Source organism: Bacillus sp. UNCCL81, assembly GCF_900112535.1.
In the GTDB taxonomy this organism is placed as follows: domain Bacteria; phylum Bacillota; class Bacilli; order Bacillales; family Bacillaceae_G; genus Gottfriedia; species Gottfriedia luciferensis_B.
Genome location: NZ_FOMF01000003.1, coordinates 375,688 through 393,699, shown reverse-complemented (window position 1 = coordinate 393,699; position 18,012 = coordinate 375,688). Strand labels below are relative to the sequence as shown.

17 protein-coding genes are annotated in these 18,012 nt (G+C 32.9%); 1 reads left to right on the top strand and 16 read right to left on the bottom strand.

Annotated elements, in window-relative coordinates:
- Positions 1-154: 154 nt before the first annotated feature.
- From spoVE to BM319_RS07670, 12 genes are all read right to left on the bottom strand, one after another.
- Positions 155-1,255: a stage V sporulation protein E gene (gene spoVE / locus BM319_RS07725; RefSeq protein ID WP_025569062.1), complete on the bottom strand. Its 1,101-nt coding sequence runs from the start codon at positions 1,253-1,255 to the stop codon at positions 155-157.
- Between the two features lie 34 nt (positions 1,256-1,289).
- Entirely contained in the window at positions 1,290-2,642 is a 1,353-nt protein-coding gene (murD, locus tag BM319_RS07720) for a UDP-N-acetylmuramoyl-L-alanine--D-glutamate ligase (protein ID WP_091022099.1), read from the bottom strand.
- Positions 2,643-3,617 (bottom strand): phospho-N-acetylmuramoyl-pentapeptide-transferase, encoded by a 975-nt coding sequence (gene mraY / locus BM319_RS07715; RefSeq protein ID WP_025569060.1) that lies wholly within the window; start codon positions 3,615-3,617, stop codon positions 2,643-2,645. It lies immediately after the preceding gene.
- A 108-nt stretch (positions 3,618-3,725) separates the two neighbouring features.
- A complete protein-coding gene (locus BM319_RS07710; RefSeq protein ID WP_025569059.1) occupies positions 3,726-5,192 on the bottom strand; it encodes a UDP-N-acetylmuramoyl-L-alanyl-D-glutamate--2,6-diaminopimelate ligase in 1,467 nt (488 codons plus the stop codon).
- A gap of 25 nt (positions 5,193-5,217) precedes the next feature.
- A complete protein-coding gene (locus BM319_RS07705) occupies positions 5,218-7,170 on the bottom strand; it encodes a stage V sporulation protein D (RefSeq protein WP_025569058.1) in 1,953 nt (650 codons plus the stop codon).
- 133 nt (positions 7,171-7,303) lie between these two features.
- The gene (locus tag BM319_RS07700) at positions 7,304-9,496 is read right to left on the bottom strand and encodes a penicillin-binding protein (protein WP_091022097.1); all 2,193 of its coding nucleotides are present in this window, start codon (positions 9,494-9,496) and stop codon (positions 7,304-7,306) included.
- A gap of 11 nt (positions 9,497-9,507) precedes the next feature.
- Entirely contained in the window at positions 9,508-9,873 is a 366-nt protein-coding gene (gene ftsL, locus BM319_RS07695) for a cell division protein FtsL (RefSeq protein WP_091022095.1), read from the bottom strand.
- 12 nt (positions 9,874-9,885) lie between these two features.
- A complete protein-coding gene (gene rsmH / locus BM319_RS07690) occupies positions 9,886-10,818 on the bottom strand; it encodes a 16S rRNA (cytosine(1402)-N(4))-methyltransferase RsmH (protein ID WP_056471111.1) in 933 nt (310 codons plus the stop codon).
- Between the two features lie 31 nt (positions 10,819-10,849).
- A complete protein-coding gene (mraZ, locus tag BM319_RS07685; protein ID WP_091022092.1) occupies positions 10,850-11,281 on the bottom strand; it encodes a division/cell wall cluster transcriptional repressor MraZ in 432 nt (143 codons plus the stop codon).
- A 205-nt stretch (positions 11,282-11,486) separates the two neighbouring features.
- Entirely contained in the window at positions 11,487-13,115 is a 1,629-nt protein-coding gene (bshC, locus tag BM319_RS07680; RefSeq protein WP_069035592.1) for a bacillithiol biosynthesis cysteine-adding enzyme BshC, read from the bottom strand.
- Between the two features lie 26 nt (positions 13,116-13,141).
- Positions 13,142-13,534 (bottom strand): DUF3397 family protein, encoded by a 393-nt coding sequence (locus BM319_RS07675; protein WP_069035591.1) that lies wholly within the window; start codon positions 13,532-13,534, stop codon positions 13,142-13,144.
- A 6-nt stretch (positions 13,535-13,540) separates the two neighbouring features.
- Entirely contained in the window at positions 13,541-14,428 is an 888-nt protein-coding gene (locus tag BM319_RS07670; protein ID WP_175495583.1) for a 2-dehydropantoate 2-reductase, read from the bottom strand.
- 147 nt (positions 14,429-14,575) lie between these two features.
- Here BM319_RS07670 and BM319_RS07665 point away from each other — a divergent pair, with 147 nt between their 5' ends.
- The gene (locus BM319_RS07665; protein WP_254664648.1) at positions 14,576-14,989 is read left to right on the top strand and encodes a GNAT family N-acetyltransferase; all 414 of its coding nucleotides are present in this window, start codon (positions 14,576-14,578) and stop codon (positions 14,987-14,989) included.
- A 49-nt stretch (positions 14,990-15,038) separates the two neighbouring features.
- On the opposite strand, the gene BM319_RS07660 is transcribed toward BM319_RS07665, so the two are convergent.
- The 4 genes from BM319_RS07660 to BM319_RS07645 form a co-directional block, all read right to left on the bottom strand.
- Entirely contained in the window at positions 15,039-15,620 is a 582-nt protein-coding gene (locus tag BM319_RS07660; protein ID WP_069035589.1) for a hypothetical protein, read from the bottom strand.
- A 76-nt stretch (positions 15,621-15,696) separates the two neighbouring features.
- On the bottom strand, positions 15,697-16,464 hold the full coding sequence (locus BM319_RS07655; protein ID WP_069035588.1) for an enoyl-CoA hydratase/isomerase family protein: 768 nt from the start codon (positions 16,462-16,464) through the stop codon (positions 15,697-15,699).
- Between the two features lie 174 nt (positions 16,465-16,638).
- On the bottom strand, positions 16,639-16,812 hold the full coding sequence (gene rpmF, locus BM319_RS07650; protein WP_025672195.1) for a 50S ribosomal protein L32: 174 nt from the start codon (positions 16,810-16,812) through the stop codon (positions 16,639-16,641).
- 55 nt (positions 16,813-16,867) lie between these two features.
- Entirely contained in the window at positions 16,868-17,383 is a 516-nt protein-coding gene (locus tag BM319_RS07645; RefSeq protein ID WP_025672196.1) for a YceD family protein, read from the bottom strand.
- Positions 17,384-18,012 lie beyond the last annotated feature (629 nt).

Here is an 18,012-nt window from a genome sequence, read left to right as displayed (position 1 = left end):
TCATTCTAATTGTTTTTTCTATAAAAATAAAGAAAACGTACCAATTGGAAAGTAAATCGGTAAGAACACATTGCGTTACGACATAAAAAGGACCGACTCATTTTTGAAAGATTCAAGTACAACATGTACTTGTTTCAATCCTGAGTCGGTCCTTTTATGTACGCGCATGTCTACTAATATTTAATAATACACCTACGGCTAAAAGCATTAATGTTAGAGATGAACCACCATAGCTTAAGAATGGTAATGTAATCCCTGTAACAGGCATTAAACCTATTACAACGCCTATATTAATCATTACTTGTATTGCAATCATTGAGACAATTCCTACTGCTAAAAAAGTACCAAATAAATCAGGAGCACTTAAAGCAATTCGGATTCCTCTCCAAAGTAATAAAGAGAATAATAAGATGACGAATGTTCCGCCAATAAATCCTAATTCTTCTGTGAGAATCGCAAAGATGAAATCAGTTTGTGGTTCAGGCAAATACATAAACTTTTGTCTACTTTGTCCCAATCCTAAACCAAATAATCCACCAGGTCCAATTGCATATAGTGATTGAATAATTTGGAATCCAGTTCCTAATGGATCAGACCATGGATCTAGAAATGATGTAATCCTTTTTATTCGATATGGAGCAGATGCTATTAGGGCAACAAATCCTGCAACCCCAACAATACCCAATCCCATAAAATGAGAAATTCTTGCTCCAGCTACGAATATGATGATTACACAAGTACCTACCATTACTGTACCTGTTCCTAAATCTGGTTGAAGCATAATTAATCCAAATGCCAAAAACACAAGACCTAATGTTGGTACAAGACCCTTTTTAAAAGACGTAATATTTTTCTGATTATCTGCTAAGTATTTTGATAGAAATACCATCATTCCAAGTTTCATAAACTCAGAGGGCTGGATCGAGAATGCACCGATACCAATCCAACTTCGTGCACCACCTCGTACTAGACCAACTCCTGGTACAAGTACAAGTACCAACAAGATAAAACAAGCGATTAATATTTTTTTTGCATGTGTTTTGAAAAGCCAATAGTCAATATTTGAAACTACAAACATTCCAACTACTCCAACCCCAGCAAATAATAATTGCCGTTTAGCAAAAAAGAACGAATCATGAAACTTATAAGATGCCCATATTGCACTAGCACTGTAAACCATAATCATACCTACTGTTAATAATGAGAGCGTAACGAGAACAAGAATCATGTCAGGACTATTTTTCTTTGTTGGCACTTAAATACACCTCAACTTTTGAATTAAACAAGCCTTACATTAACTTATGCACTGCTTGTATAAATTTATTACCACGTTCTTCAAAAGTCTTAAATTGATCCCAGCTTGCACAAGCAGGTGACAATAAAATAATATCTCCAACTTCTGAATGAGCGAATGCTTCATTTACAGCATCTTCAACATTATCTACCGATTTTACTGCTTTCATTCCTGCTTTTTCTGCTGAATCAATTAATTTTTCTGCTGTTTGACCATAAGTGACCATTTTTTTCACATTTTTAAAATAAGGAATTAAATCGTCAAAACCATTTCCTCGATCTAAACCACCAGCTATTAAAATGACTGGTTTTTGAAAAGAAGAAATTGCTTTTTGTGTTGCTAAAATATTAGTAGCTTTTGAATCATTATAAAACTTTCTCTTATTTATTTCTGTAACAAACTGTAGTCGGTGCTCTACACCAGTGAAAGTTGTTAATACCTTTTCAATCGCATCATTTTCAACACCTAGAAGTTTAGAAATTGCTACTGCTGCTAATATATTTTCTAAATTATGTTTACCTGGTAAGACAATTTTTTCAACTTCAATCACTTTTTTCTCTTTAAAAAATACAAAGCCATTTTGAACATATGCACCATCTTGCATAATTTTAGTTGTAGAGAATGGAATAATTTTCGCTCTAATTTGAGAAGCCATTGCCATTACATTCTCATCATCAAAATTAACGACAGCAAAATCATTTTCTGTTTGATTTTTAAATATATTGGCTTTTGCCTTAATATACTCATCTTTTGTACCATGATAGTCTAAATGAGCTTCGAAAATATTTGTGATTAATGAAATTTTTGGTCGGAAACTTTCGATTCCCATCAATTGAAACGAAGAAAGTTCAGTTACAATAATATTATCTTCTTTTGCATTTTCAGCAACTTCACATGCAACAGTACCGATATTTCCTGCAACAAGTGGTTTTTTATTGCCTTCTTGTAACATATTTAATGCTAAAGTTGTCGTTGTCGTTTTCCCATTTGAGCCTGTAATTCCGATAAATGGTGCTTCACTTATTAAATATGCAAGCTCTATTTCCGTATAAATCGGAATATTACGCTTTACAGCTTCTATTAATAATGGATTCGTATATGGAATCCCAGGATTTTTGACAATACAAAATGGTTGATCATCTATTAATGATAGTGGATGCTCACCACAAATTACGTTAAAGCCTTCACTTTTTAGCTTTTGTGCGATTTCATTTTGTTCAAAAGGTGTTCGGTCATTAACAGTTACAGTCGCACCTAATTTTTTTAATAATCTACTAGCTGCATAACCGCTCTTTGCCATTCCTAATACTAATACATTTTTATTTTGAAAGTTCGATATGTTATTCAATTACATCCACACCTCAATATAGATTCCTAATAATGCAAAAAGTAATCCTACAAACCAAAATGTTACTACTACACGCCATTCTGACCATCCAGATAATTCATAATGATGGTGCAGAGGACTCATTTTAAATACCCTTTTACCTGTTGCTTTAAAAGATGCAACTTGAATCATTACTGAAAGAGTTTCAATAACAAAAATACCACCAATAATGACAAGTAAAATTTCTAAGTGTGTAACGATTGCAATTGCAGCCAGCGCCCCACCTAATGCTAATGAGCCTGTATCTCCCATAAAGACCTTTGCAGGGTGTGCATTAAATACTAAGAAACCTAATACAGCTCCTACAACTGCTATTGAAAATATTGCCACATCAAGTTGGTGTTGGTTATAAGCAAGTACTGCATATGCACCAAATGCGATTGCTGCTGTACCTGACACAAGTCCATCTAATCCATCTGTTAAATTTACAGCGTTTGAAGTACCAACTAGCATAAAGATAATTAATAATACATAGATAAAGCCTAAATCAAATGAATAATGTGTCCCTGGTATCGAAATAGATGTAGAGATACCCATAGCACGGATTGCGAAAAAGACTATGATTGACACAATAACTTGGCAAATGAATTTTTGTTTAGATGTTAGTCCTAGGTTTCTCTTTTTAACAACCTTAATATAGTCATCTAAAAATCCAATTACTCCAAAACAAATTGTGACAAATAATAATACATATGTACGTGTTGATAAAACATCAAAATACATAGAAATTAAAAGTGCAGATAAACTTAAAGCAATTAATATGATAATCCCACCCATAGTTGGGGTTCCTGATTTCTTTTTATGAGATTGTGGACCTTCGTCTCGAATACTCTGTCCAAATTTAAGTTTTCTTAAGTACGGTATAAAAATAGGCGATAAAATGACTGCAATGATAAATGCTGAAATCATAGCAACTAAAATTGACGGTTCTAGCATTATACGCCCTCCTTTCTAAGTTCTCTTCTTTGTTGTTGTTTACTTCATAGTTTAATTCTTTTATAAAGAATTATGAAATCAATTTTTCACATTACAAAGAAGAGGATACTATCCTCTTCTTTGCAAAATAGCTTCTTTAGCTTCTTCAACATCATCAAAATGTGAAACATTTGTTCCTACAATCTGATATGTCTCATGACCTTTACCTGCAATAACAATAATATCATGTTTTTTTGCATTTTGAATCGCAAATGTTATAGCTTTTTTACGATCTTCTATTACCGTAATATTATTATGCACTAATCCGCGTTTCATGTCTTCTAAAATTAAAGTTGGGTCTTCTGTTCTTGGGTTATCAGATGTAAAGATTGCATTTGTTGAAAGATCCGCTGCAATCTTACCCATTAGTGGTCGTTTTGTTCGGTCACGATCTCCACCACAGCCAACAACAGTAAAAATATCATTTTTTGCAAATTGCTTAACAGTATTTAATACATTTTCTAGACTATCTGGTGTATGTGCATAGTCTACAATAACCGTAAAATCTTGCCCAGCATTAACGGCTTGGAAACGTCCCGGTACTCCTTCGATCGTTGCGACTGCGTCTAGGATTGTCTCCATTTCTATATTTAATGCGATTCCTGCTCCAATTGCCGCTAATACATTATATACATTAAATGTTCCAATAAGATTCATTTCTACAACATATTGTTTATTTAAAAAGTGTAATGTGAATCTAGTACCAGCATTCGTTAATTCAATTGCATCAGCAAACAAGTCAGCATCTTTACTTAAACCATAAGTTATTAGATTTGCTTGTGTAAACTTCATATATTCTTCAGAAGCAGAATCATCAATGTTTAGGATTGCAAATTTAGGTTTTTGAGTAGAGAAGCTATTACCTAATTGAGAGAATAATAAACCTTTAGCTTTTTTATATTCTTCCATCGTTCCATGATAGTCTAAGTGATCTTGGGAAAGATTTGTAAAAACAGCTATATCATATTCACAGCCATGAACACGCCCTAAATGTAATGCGTGTGAAGAAACTTCCATCACTGCAGTATCCACATTTGCGTCAACCATTTTTGCAAACATTGATTGTAATGTTAAGCTATCAGGAGTTGTATTTTTTGTTTCAAAAATCTCTTCTCCTATTTTCATACCAATTGTGCCGATGACACCTGTTTTTTTCTTATTGTGTTTAACAATCTCTTCAATAATATATGAAGTAGTGGTCTTACCATTCGTACCAGTAATACCAACTAGATTTAGTTTTTGTGTTGGGTTTTCATAAAAGGTATTACCAACAACAGCCATCGAACGATTAGTGTCTTTCACATAAGCTACTGGTACATTCGATTCAATTGGTTTTTGTGCAAGTATCGCTACTGCACCTTTTTCAATCGCTTGATCTACGTACTTGTGGCCATCTACTGTATACCCTTCTATACAGATGAATAAATAACCTGGTTTAACATTTCTTGAATCCATTTCAACCCCAGTGATTTCCGGATTTTCAGATGGAAGATTCACTAAAGGCTTTAATCTTGATAGTAAAGTATGAAGTTTCATAGTAATTCCTTTCGTATTCACTAAATCATTTTTTATCTTTAGTTTTAGATTTAGTTTCTTCTTTCGTTCCTAAATAAATTCTTATTTTAGAACCTTCTTTTAGTTTAACACCTGCTTTTGGTGCTTGGTCAACGACAATATTTCCACTGCCACTATATTCAATAGTAAAAGTATCTAGCAAAGGTTGCAAATCTTTTTTCTCCAAACCTATTAAATTTGGCACTTCATATGTTGGTGTATCACCGTATACGAATTTTTTGGGGATTTGATTTTTTCTAGGTGGTACGCCTAAAACTTGCATACTATCACGAATAATATTCCCTACGATCGGAGCAGCTACAACTCCCCCAAATTGAACAGTCCCTTTTGGATTATCAACTGCAATATAAACCACTATTTGTGGATCGTCAGCCGGTGCAAAGCCTACGAATGAAACGATAAAACTACTATCATCGTATCGTCCATCTTTTACTTTTTGCGCTGTTCCAGTTTTACCGCCAACTCGATACCCTTCCACAAAAGCACCTTTACCAGTACCTTGTGCAACAACACTCTCTAGAGCTAATCGTACCTTTTTAGATGTATCAGGAGAAATAACTCGTCTTTTTGAAATTGGCGTTTTTCGACTAACTACTTCGTTTGTAACCGGATCTACAAACTCTTTAGCTATATAAGGTTGGTAAAGAATTCCTCCATTAATAGCAGCTGATACTGCTGCAACTTGCTGAATTGGCGTAACTGATACACCTTGACCAAAAGCAGTTGTTGCTGCTTCAACTGGACCGACTCGATCCATGCTGAATAAAATCCCAGATGCTTCACCTTGTAAATCAATTCCTGTTTTTTTGCCGAAACCAAAATTACGAATATAGTTAAATAAACGATCTTCTCCTAAGCGATTACCTAATTCTACAAAGCCTGGGTTACATGAATTTTGAACTACCTCTAAGAAAGTCTGAGAGCCATGTCCACCTCTTTTATGACAACGCAAACGAGCTCCAGCTACTTCAGCAGCCCCATCATCATAAAAATGGTCTTTATTCAAATCTACTAAGCCTTCATTTAATGCGGCTGCTAGTGTAATAATCTTAAACGTTGAACCTGGCTCATAATTTGACCAAACAGGTAAATTTCGATTATATACTTCAGGCGAAACATTTTTAAAATTAGTAGGATCAAAGCTTGGACGACTACTCATTGCTAGTATTTCTCCCGTATTTGGATTCATCGCAATTCCAATCATTGAATCAGGATTATATTGAGCAGTTGCATTATTCATTTCTCGTTCAAGAATTGTTTGTATTCGCGAATCTACAGTTAATTTTAAATTTAAACCATTAATTGGCGGAATATAGTCGTCTGCAATATTAGGCATTCTTTGACCTTTAGCATCAGAATAAAATTGAACACTACCTTTTTCACCACTTAATTGCTTATCGTAATATAGTTCTAATCCGTTTAAGCCCTGATTATCGATTCCTGCAAAACCTAAAACATGAGAAAGATAGTTACCAAATGGATAATATCTTTTCGAATCCTCTGCAATGTAAACTCCAGCTATGTTCAGATCTCGGATTTGTTTAGCTTTCTCATTTGTAATTTTTATACCTTCTGTTCGAATGTGCTCCATACTAGATCTTTTCGTTAATATTCTATAAAGTTTTACTTCGGAGATTTTTAAAATTGGGGCAAGTTTTTCAGTCGCCTCCTTAGGATCTTTTATTTGCCTAGGAACGACTAATACAGATGGAGCACTTTTATTAGTAGCAAGAGCAACACCATTACGATCTAAAATTTCACCGCGCTTTGGTTCAAAAGGAATATCTCGACTCCACGAATTTTTCGCTCGTTCAGTTAAAAGATCACCCATAGCAAATTGTACATAACCAAGCCTCGTTGCAATAATAGAAAAAATCAATAAACCACCAATGAATACAAAAAATAATCGTTTTCGAACTGTTACATTAGATACTCGCATCGAAACGAACACTCCTCTACATTATGTTCGTTTCAATATATGCTTGTACCAAATACAATAGACCTTCTAGCTTTTTATTGTCCTAGAATGGTCTATTGTCATTTTTATTTAATTAAACATATTTTCTGTCATATTACTCTTGCACATCTACTTTTACATCTTTTTCTTCGTCTGTCGCTCCATTTGGTTTATTTAATTCAATCGTTAAATAGTCGTGATCCCGTAGCTCTGAATCTTCTTTAATACTCTGACTTGTAACAAATCCAGATCCCTTTGATGAGATATTTAGCTTAAATAATTTACCTAAACGGTTAACATCCGATTTTGACCATCCAATAATAGATGGCATTGTATTTGTTCCATTTGTCTTAAGATAAATAGTAGTACCTCTGACAACTTGGGTTTTTGACTTAATTGATTGACCAGTAACTTCTAAACCATTTCCTAATAATACAGGTTTCAATCCTTCAGATGTAGCTAAAGATTTAGCTTCATCTAAAGTTAAACCTTTCAAATTCGGAATTTCTATACTTTCTTTATCAATTAATTTGTCTACTTTGGCATTTTTAACAGGCTCAACCTTCATATACTCTAAAGCGCCCTTTGTAACTGTTCTAAATATTTCAGAAACACCATCTGAACCGATTTCAGTTGCTTCAAGTTTTGGACGAAGCATCGCTACATAAACGACTAATTTTGGATTATCTGCAGGTGCCATACCGATAAATGAAAACAGGTTTTGACCGCGTCCTTTAAGATATTTCCCGTGTTCGTCAACAACTTGGGCAGTACCAGTTTTACCAGCAACAGTATAACCTTCAATCGCATAGTTATGCCCAGTACCATGCGGCGCAGTAATAACCGTTTCTAATAACGCTCTCTCTCTTTTTGCTGTTTCTTCTGAAATTGGATTACCAACAACCTGAGATTTATAGTCTTTAATAACTTTATTCGTATCATGATCGACAATTTTATCGACAATATAAGGCTTCATCATTTTTCCATTGTTAGCAATAGCACTTGCAGCTTGGATAATTTGAATTCCTGTTACTGTAGATCCTTGTCCAAAAGCAGTTGTTGTTTTTTCAAGTGGATAATTAAATACTAATTTACCACTTGATTCCCCTGGAAGATTAATATTCGTTTTTTGTGTAAATCCAAAGTTTTTATAGTATTGTAAAAAGCGATCTGCACCTAATTTTTCATTAAGAAGAATCGAAATACCTACGTTTGAAGACCTTTGAATCCCTTCGTCAAAAGTAATTGAACCCCATCCATTTCGATTTACGTCATGGACAGTTCCTCCACCTGGTACTTTATATCGACCTGATTGGAAATATTCATTTCCATTATAAACGCCTTCATTCATTGCAGCACCTAAAGTGAATATTTTCATTGTAGAACCTGCTTCAATTGCATATGAAATCGGGTCATTCGTATAGTTTGTAATGTCATGAAGATTCGGATTGAAGCTAGGACGGTTACTCATTGCAACTATTTTACCGGTTTTTGGATCAGAAACGATTGCCATAATCTTTTCTGGCTCATATTTTTTTTCAACGCTAGTCATTGCGTCTTCTAGTAAACTCTGAATCTTTGTATCTATTGTTAAATACACATCATCACCATTATGTGGAGGCGTAACCTTCTCATTTTCATATGGTAGAATATTTCCTTTTCGATCACGTAAAAAGCTTCTTTTTCCATCCTTTTCAGTTAACTCATTATTCAATGATTTTTCTAATCCCATTTCTCCAATTAGGTCTCCATTATCATTTACATTCGTATATCCTAACGTATGAGAAGCAAATACACCATTTGGATAATATCGCTGCTGAGATGGGGTAAAAACAATACCAGGTAGCTTTAATTTCTCAATTTGTTCTTTTGTGCTTTGAGAAATATTTCTTCCACCTGGTCCTAATTCAACTTGATATTTTGGTTTACCTAATTTCGCTAAAAGATCCGATTCATCAATACCTAAAATTGGTGCTAATTCACTTGCAGTTTTTTCTTTGTCCACGACATGTCTTTTCACTTTAGAGTTTTTTGATGCACTTGGATCTAGAACGGCCGATACAGTGTAAGCTGTCACTTCTTCCGCTAGTGGTACACCATTTGAGTCATATATTGTTCCTCTTTTAGCAGGAATTTTTTGGGATGTATTGTAATTCTCATCCGCATAAACTTTTAAATTTTTACCTTCTACTGTGCTTGATAATTGAATATAAGAAAGTCTAGCAACAAGGGAGAAAAAAAGGATTAAAGTACCAATAAAAAACCAACGAATACCATAATTTGTGTATTTATTCTTTTTCTTACTCATATCACAATCTCCTACTTGCTAGTGTCGGTAAACTTTACATTGTTACTATCAATATTTAAACCTAACTCTTTTGCTTTTTGCCATATGCGCTCATATGTGCTTAATTCATCAATCTTCATTTTAAGCTCAGAGTTATGTTGTTTTCCATTCGCTATTTCATTTTTCACATGTTGAATTTTTAAATTTGTATCATATATTGCCGCTTGAGTTTTAATGATTTTTGTACCCATAAAGAAGCATGCAAAAATAAATACTAAATAAAGTATTTTCTCAAAAGGTGTAATTTTTGATACTTTCTTTTGTTTTTTCTTGTTAGAAGGTCTTTGTTGTAAATCAGTAACTTGTTTTTCTTGTAGCTTTCTAGCCAAATTACTCATTATTTTCCCTCCTTATAATTTTTCTGCAACCCTTAACTTTGCAGATCTTGCTCGCTTATTAAATTCGACTTCTTCATCTGTTGGTAAAAGTGGCTTTCTTGTCACTAATTTTAACTTCGGCTTAAACTCATCTGGAATAATTGGTAAACCTGGTGGTAACGGCGGAAGTGAACTAGCTTCTTTAAAAATCGTTTTACAAATACGATCCTCTAATGAATGGAATGTTATAACACTTATTCTTCCTTTTGGTTTTATTAGGGTAATTGCATCCTTTAAAGCTTCTTCAAATACTCCTAATTCATCATTTACTGCTATACGAATTGCTTGAAAAATCCTTTTAGCAGGATGTCCACCTGTTCTTCTTGCAGGTGCAGGTATTGCATCTTTTATGATTTCAACTAACTCAAAAGTTGTTTCAATCGGCTTCTTAGCTCTTAATTCTTCGATCCTTCTTGCAACTTGTTTAGAGAATTTCTCTTCTCCGTATCGGAAAAATATTTTCACAAGCTGCTCATAAGGCCAGTCGTTTACAACTTCATATGCTGATAATGTTTGTTCTTGATTCATACGCATATCTAGTGGTGCGTCTTGATGAAAACTAAATCCACGTTCAGCAACATCTAGTTGTGGCGAAGAAACACCTAAGTCAAATAAGATTCCATCTACTTCATAAATACCTAAATTATGGAGTTCTTCTTTTATATGTTTAAAATTACTTTTTACAATTGTTAATTGATTTTCATATTTATTCAATCGCTCTTTTGCATGTCTAATTGCTGTTTCATCTTGGTCAAAAGCGATTAATCTACCCTTTGATGAAAGCTGAGATAGTAAGTATTCACTATGACCTCCACCGCCAAGAGTACAATCTACATAAATGCCGTCTTCCTTAATATCTAAAGAATCCACAGTTTCTTTTAATAAAACCGTAATATGTTCAAACATGATGCTTTCACTACTTTCAATTTGTTAATTTTTAAAAGTCAAATCCGATTAAGTTTTCTGCTAACTCACCAAATGACTCTTCTGATTCATTCATATATGTATTCCAAGTTGATAAATCCCAAATTTCAATACGATTTGTTACACCAACTACTACACATTCTTTTTCTAATTTTGCATAACTGCGTAAATTAGGTGTTATATTAATTCTCCCCATCTTATCCATCTCACATTCCATTGCCCCTGAGAAGAAAAAACGGGTAAATGCTCTCGCATCTTTTTTAGTTAGTGGTAGTGTGCGCAGTTTATCTTCAATTACACTCCATTCGGCCAATGAATAACCAAATAAGCATTGATCCAAACCTCTTGTAACAATGAAGTTTTCACCAAGCTTGTCTCGAAATTTTGAAGGTATAATAAGACGTCCTTTAACATCGATATTATGTTGATATTCACCGATAAACATCCTATTCCCCCACTTTCTAACACAAACTTACCACATTCCCCCACTTCTTACCACCTTTTCTAAAAAATTCTTTAAAAAACGAAAAAATCCTGCTAGCAGTGCAGCAGGATTTCATTTTTATTATAAAATTCAGCTTATTTCAATGTTTGTTTCCTATAAAAAACAACTATTCATATTAATAAAAGCGATATTTTTGATTAAAGGCTTAAATTTTTACGATTTGATGAGCGTAATCCCATGATAGTTCTAAATCACAAAGTTCATGAACAAAATCAAAACCATATTTATTAATATAGTAGAGAATATTTAGTGTTCTCTCTTGAGGTCTCCCATTTGGAGAAATTGAACAGATGATTCGATTCCACTTTTCAATTTGCTCTTCATTTTGCTTTAAAATTGATTCTTCTATTTTTCGTTCTAAAAGAAGAATTTGTTCTTCAATCTTTAAAAAATTCTTTATAGAAAAATCCTTTAAGTTAGGTGTTACTTTTTTCGTTACATCTTGAAGAGGTTTATGCAATTCTTCTAAAGATTTTTTAGCATGACTAAACACTTCTTTATAGTCTAGTTTCACTTGATCTTTAATCCATTCGGCTTTCTTCTCTTCTAATGATGTTTTCAGCACCTCATTAGTATCTAATGAAAAATCTTCTAATGCTGATACGATATTTCGTTCAAAAATAGTAAACATATGTCTTAAAAACACAGGTGGCATTTGAAGGTTAAATAGACCAAAAATGTCCTTTAACTCAGCCCAATAAGCAATTTCACCAGGGCCACCAACAAATGCTAATGTAGGAAATAAATACTCCTGCATGACTGGTCTAGTAACCACATTATTACTTAATAAGGCTGGCTGTTCATTTGCGATTTTGATCAACTCAAGTTTAGAGAATTGATAATTTTTATTTTTTGTTTGAAAAACATCTTCATCTTCAGACACTTCAAGCAACTGTCTACCTTCATTACTATGGTAAAAGAGGTGAATACTCTGTTCAGAAATTTGAAGTGTTTCGTGGTATCCAGATTTTATTAATCTGCTTTTCGTATCCTTTAAAACGCCTCTTACGTTCTCTTGCTTTTGAATCATTTCATTAAATAAAGATGACTCCAACTCACGGACATTAGGATCGTCAGCATCAATTAAGACAAGTCCCTCTTTTTTGAACAATTTAAAAATAATTTTCGCAAAAAAATCTACGTAAGTAGTAGATTGCTCAATCATCGAATATAGTTCTTCAAGTAAAGCTTTCGAATAATTTGTTTCATCAAAAGTTTTAACGATTTTATCAATCCACTTTTTCATTTCCTGTTGATCTAATTCTGTTCTAGAAGCAGCATGGGAATAAGTCGTTTTTTGATAAAAGGTTTGTTTTTTTACTGTATTGTTCTCAATTGTATGAATATGGTTAATTTCATCTATATCATGGTCTTCACCAGCAATCCAAAATACTGGGACGACTGTTAGCCCATGTTCTTTTTCATATTTCTTGGCCAATTGAATAATTGAAATAATTTTATGTATAGAATACAAAGGGCCAGTTAATAAGCCAGCTTGTTGTCCACCAATTACAACAAATGAATTATTATTCAATAATTTTTTCACATTTTCTAATGATTCATTACTTGCATGATGCTTATGATGAAACTTCTCTAGTGCATTAACTAATCCTGTGCGATTATAAGAACGCTCCATTACATTTTTAATTCTATATTCCATTTCTTCCTTTACTAATGGATTTTCACCAAAGAAAGAAGAAATTACTTCATTTCCATTTACAAAATCATTCAGCAATTTATTTTGCCCGTCTAAATGGACTTTACTAATTTGCATTACGAACTTCCTCTCTCGATCTTCAATTAAGCATTATACTCAGCTATTTTTAAAACTAAACCAGTCAACACGGTTATACAGTGAAGAATTATAAATAGAATACATGACATTCTCCAAAAACCTTTTAGTAGCTTAGTAAACCGAATATCTCTTTTTGCTTTCCATTGAAGAATAATACTAATAAATAAGATAACCAATAATAAATTAATTAATATCCAACCTGTTGCAGTCGGAAAAATCATATTTAAAACAAAATAAGATGAACTAATATATAGAATTGTAGATAAATCTAACGTAAAAAGCAAAAGTTTACGCTTGTTATTTTTAAAAAATAATTTTAAAAACATATAGATAAATATTGTTGAAAAAATCGGAAATTCAATTAATAGTGAAATAAAGAAAATGAAAAATTTTTCCAAAAAGAATTACCCCTTTTTCTTCTCAAGTCCTTTTATACTATTGTACACAAGTTCAATTGTTGGTACATTTATTTTTTTATTAATTGCCAATTTTTTAACAAATCCTAGCATACTTTCAATTTCTGTTTGTCTACCGTGAAATAAATCGCGATTCATTGATGAGTAGTTTTCTTTCGTTTTCTCACATATTTCTACTAATTTATTCCACTCTTTTTGGTTATTTAAATCTAGGATCGTTGCAACCTCATTAAATAATAAATTACAAATTGGTTTAAAATACTCATTAGTGATTAATTCACCATTTCGAACGTTCAATATAGACGTTAAAGGGTTAATAACACAATTTATTAAACACTTTTGTTTAAGTATATATTCCCAATCATCTTGGCTTTTAAATGGAAACTCAGCTGTATGTAAACTTGATAATCGATTTAAAGCATCTATTTTCCCTTTTATTTGTCCAATTCGAATTATACCTTTACCAGTATGCGTGATTTCATTCGGAGAAGTTTTTAATGCACCGTGTTCAACTATACCTATAAAGCAATTTGGGATAGGTAAATTTTTAACGATTTCAATATGAGACATTCCATTCTGGAGAAATAATATATTCTCACCCTCATATTGACTTAACGTGCTAACGATTTGATTTAAATGATATTGCTTTACACAAACAATTAATAGATCGAACGTATTTATTTTAGGTAATAATATATCTGCTGTTATACACATTTGTTTCGTTTTTTCATCTACTGAAAGTATAACACCTAAGTTATTTATAAGATTTGCCTGCTCTTCTGTTCTCGTAAACAATGTAACATTATGTTTATTGTGATACAAATACGATGCTGTAAGAAGACCGACTGCACCACCACCAATTATGCCTATTTTCATTGATTTCTCCATTCGAAAAATTATTTTTCCACTATTATCTTCTTGATAATAAATTTACACCGAATCTATCTTTTTTTAAATTTAATTGTACGATATAATTATATTTAAAATATTAAAAATTTACATTCTTTTTAAGGGGGAGCTTTTTTGAACATCAAGATAGAACGTTTACAAATAAATTTTAAAACACTTGAACAATTTCAGCAATTTTCCGGTTACGGTTTACAAGAGCTATCAATGCTTGAAGATCTTGAATCAAATTTAATTGATAACGAATTTCAATCTCCTTTCTATGGTATTTACTTAGGCAAGGCACTTATTGCCCGAATGAGTTTATATACCCATAGTGAAAATAATGAAGAATTAATTGAAATTAATAAAATGGAAGTTCTACCTTATTATCAAAAGAATGGGTACGGAAAAGAATTAGTAAATTTCGCTAAATCCTTTAAGAAAACAATTAAAACGATACCAAGAGCAAATTCAAATGAATTTTGGAAAAAACAAGGTTTCATTGAGGCAGATTCTGAATTTGTCATTTGGAAACCTGAAAATAAATAAAGACAAAAAAAACTCAACACTTCTTTAGAAGATGTTGAGTTTTTTCATTTTATTTTACCTTCGTGTCATTTTTAGAACTAATATTTACTATTTTTCGTTTTTGATCTAAAAAATCAAATAAATGTTCATACTCACTTTGAAGCTCATTTAGTTTTTCAACTAATTGTTGCTTTTCAATTTTCAATTGTTCATTTTCTTGTTTATATTTTAATAGCTTTTTTTCTAAAGATTGTATATCTTTAATTCGTCCACTGGCATCAACTTTTAATCTCAAATATTCAAGGAATTTATAGACTGACTCAAAGGTTATTTCTGGATGGCCTTTTTCTGTTGTAGCGTCTTCGTGAATCTCATTCGTAATTATTTCCGAATCGTGCGTTGGTTCTACCTCATTTGTGGGAACAGCTTGTTTTTTACTACTATTTTTTGCTTTTTCAATCTCTTCTTTGTAGAACTTTCTAACAAAAGAATTCCATCGGTAACCGCAAGCAGCAGCTGTCCTTGATAAGCTCTTTGCTACAACTTTAAAAGCCATTAATTGAGTTGACCCTTCATTTATCGTTTTTAAAACTACTTCAGCTAAGTAGTTATCTTCATCTTTAGTCCATGCATCCTGGCGATTTGCAACCATTTGCAATCCCCTCCAATTTCTTATGCAATAAGCAGATTTTACTAATTCATATGCACAAAAAAATGAAGGTAGAAGATTACTTTTCCAATTTTTTTGTAAATTGTTCGATATTTTTTATATGTTCATCTGAAAACCAAAGTGGCATAGCAGAAATAACTTCTTCTTCCATTCTTCTCTTAAGATTTTGCTCGGTCCATTTACGAATAAGTATTTTTTTATTTTGATGATGAATTTGTGCAGGAATACTTTTAGCTAAACTAATAAAGCTTTCATTATGTAAACTTGTTAAATCTTTTGATAGTTCATGTATAAAGCCGATTTTCTTAGCTTGAAATGCGGTGTAAATATTTGAGGATGATAGTAATGTAATCCAGTCTTGATGACTCATTTTTTCTTGAAGTACAGTACCTCCACCCCAAGAGGTTGGAATTCCCATTCTTCCTTGAATAAACCCTATTTTCGCATTGTGACTCGCGTATCTAAAATCGAATGCACTTGCCAGTTCGCAGCCGCCACCTAAAGCATAACCATTAATAAAACAAATTGTAATTTGAGGTAACATAGCTATTTGATAGATTACATCACACATTTTTAGATTAAAAGATTCCAATCCACTTAAATTATTTTTAAACTTTAAAATTGTGTTTAAATCTCCACCGGTACAAAAATATTTCATACCTTCCCCAGTTAATACAACTAGTTTACTTTGGGATTTCATTCGGATTTCTCGGATAATTTCAGAAAGTTTTTCTGCAGTATTTTCATCAATGCAATTCCCGTAATTAGGCCTATTTAAAAATATATAATCTATTTCATCTCTTTGATAAGTAATTACTTCAGACATTGGAATCCCTCTCTCTTTTCCTAGTTTCCTATTAGTTTTTATTATACTATACAGAAATTGAAATGGGCAGAGGTAAGAGGAAGCATGATTTTAGAGGAATCAACCTTGGACAACCTACGTTTAAAGGCAAAAGGAAAAGCACATAGTTTCCTATGTGCTCATTCAAAGACTAGCTTATTTGCTAAGTACTTGTTTTCCTTTGTAGTGTCCGCATGATTTACATACGCGGTGTGCTAATGTTAATTCACTACAGTTTGGGCATTCAACCATTCCAGGTACCGCTAATTTAAAATGCGTACGACGCTTTCTTTTTACAGTTTTGGACGTTCTTCTTGCAGGTACTGCCATTGATCCCACCTCCTTAAAGTCAGTGTTTGTTATGAAGCCGGTTATCCGGTACTTCTCAATTATCTTGTTTGTCAAAAAATTTTGCTAAACCAGCAAGTCGAGGGTCAATTTTTTGCTCTACTTCGACATGTTCCCTAACTTCCCAATCTGTTCCTGACGTTGGAGCTGTTTCTTTCCCCTCAACATCCTCTGCATAAACCTGCATTGGAATCTCGGCTAAGATACATTCCTCAATCACTGGGGTTAAGTCTAACACGTCACCCTCTAGGATGTGAAAATTCTCATCTTCACTTTTCCATTCAGATGTTGTAAAAAATGTTTCTGTTGTGGTAATCGACAAAGGATATTTTACATCAACTAATGTTCTTACACAAGGTAAAATTAAATATCCAGTTATTGTTAAATGAAACGTATAACGGTTCGTTCCAAAATCAACTCGTCCAGTAACTCGAATTGGAGAAACCTCTCGAATATCAGTATTACGTTCCTTTATTTGACTTACATCAATTGTCTCATCTAAATTTAAACCTTTATGTCTTAATTTCTGCAACTGGTGCACTGACCATTTCATAAATAAACCACCTCAAGGCAACAATGAAAATTATATATTCTTTATAATCACTTGTCAATATTTTTTCTTTACACTCTCGAAAAGCGGAGGCGACTGCTTAGCTCCGACAAGCATAAGACGGTTTTTAGCTAAGATTTGCTCTTTAATCTTAGATGAAAATTGGCTTATGACTCGAGGAGTTAGGAGCCGGAGCTAGACATCTTTTTTTACTTCTTTGGACTCAGCTCCGACAAGCATAAGACGGTTTTTGGCTAAGATTTGAACTTTAATCTTAGACGGAAATTGACTTATGACCTCGAGGAGCTAGGAGCCGGAGCTAGACATCTTTTCACTTCTTTGACTGAATTCCCGACAAGCATAAGACGGTTTTTAGCTAAGATTTGCTCTTTAATCTTAGATGAAAATTGGCTTATGACTCGAGGAGTTAGGAGCCGGAGCTAGACATCTTTCTGCTTCTTTTTTGAATACCCCTATCCAACTAAAAGAAGTAGCGCTCTTGCCACTTCGAAGATTAATGGAATATTACCGAAGAGCTAGCTTGTGGAACTAGACATCTTTTCACTTCTTTGACTGAATTTCCGACAAGCATAAGACGGTTGTCAGCTAAGATTTGCTCTTTAATCTTAGAT

Bases quoted from the DNA above. Each gene is read 5' to 3' on its own strand.
- mraY (WP_025569060.1), bottom strand. From the start codon at position 3,617: ATGCTAGAACCGTCAATTTTAGTTGCTATGATTTCAGCATTTATCATT.
- BM319_RS07710 (WP_025569059.1), bottom strand. From the start codon at position 5,192: ATGAAACTTCATACTTTACTATCAAGATTAAAGCCTTTAGTGAATCTT.
- BM319_RS07705 (WP_025569058.1), bottom strand. From the start codon at position 7,170: ATGCGAGTATCTAATGTAACAGTTCGAAAACGATTATTTTTTGTATTC.
- BM319_RS07700 (WP_091022097.1), bottom strand. From the start codon at position 9,496: ATGAGTAAGAAAAAGAATAAATACACAAATTATGGTATTCGTTGGTTT.
- ftsL (WP_091022095.1), bottom strand. From the start codon at position 9,873: ATGAGTAATTTGGCTAGAAAGCTACAAGAAAAACAAGTTACTGATTTA.
- rsmH (WP_056471111.1), bottom strand. From the start codon at position 10,818: ATGTTTGAACATATTACGGTTTTATTAAAAGAAACTGTGGATTCTTTA.
- mraZ (WP_091022092.1), bottom strand. From the start codon at position 11,281: ATGTTTATCGGTGAATATCAACATAATATCGATGTTAAAGGACGTCTT.
- bshC (WP_069035592.1), bottom strand. From the start codon at position 13,115: ATGCAAATTAGTAAAGTCCATTTAGACGGGCAAAATAAATTGCTGAAT.
- BM319_RS07670 (WP_175495583.1), bottom strand. From the start codon at position 14,428: ATGAAAATAGGCATAATTGGTGGTGGTGCAGTCGGTCTTCTTACAGCA.
- BM319_RS07660 (WP_069035589.1), bottom strand. From the start codon at position 15,620: ATGGTTGCAAATCGCCAGGATGCATGGACTAAAGATGAAGATAACTAC.
- BM319_RS07655 (WP_069035588.1), bottom strand. From the start codon at position 16,464: ATGTCTGAAGTAATTACTTATCAAAGAGATGAAATAGATTATATATTT.
- rpmF (WP_025672195.1), bottom strand. From the start codon at position 16,812: ATGGCAGTACCTGCAAGAAGAACGTCCAAAACTGTAAAAAGAAAGCGT.
- BM319_RS07645 (WP_025672196.1), bottom strand. From the start codon at position 17,383: ATGAAATGGTCAGTGCACCAGTTGCAGAAATTAAGACATAAAGGTTTA.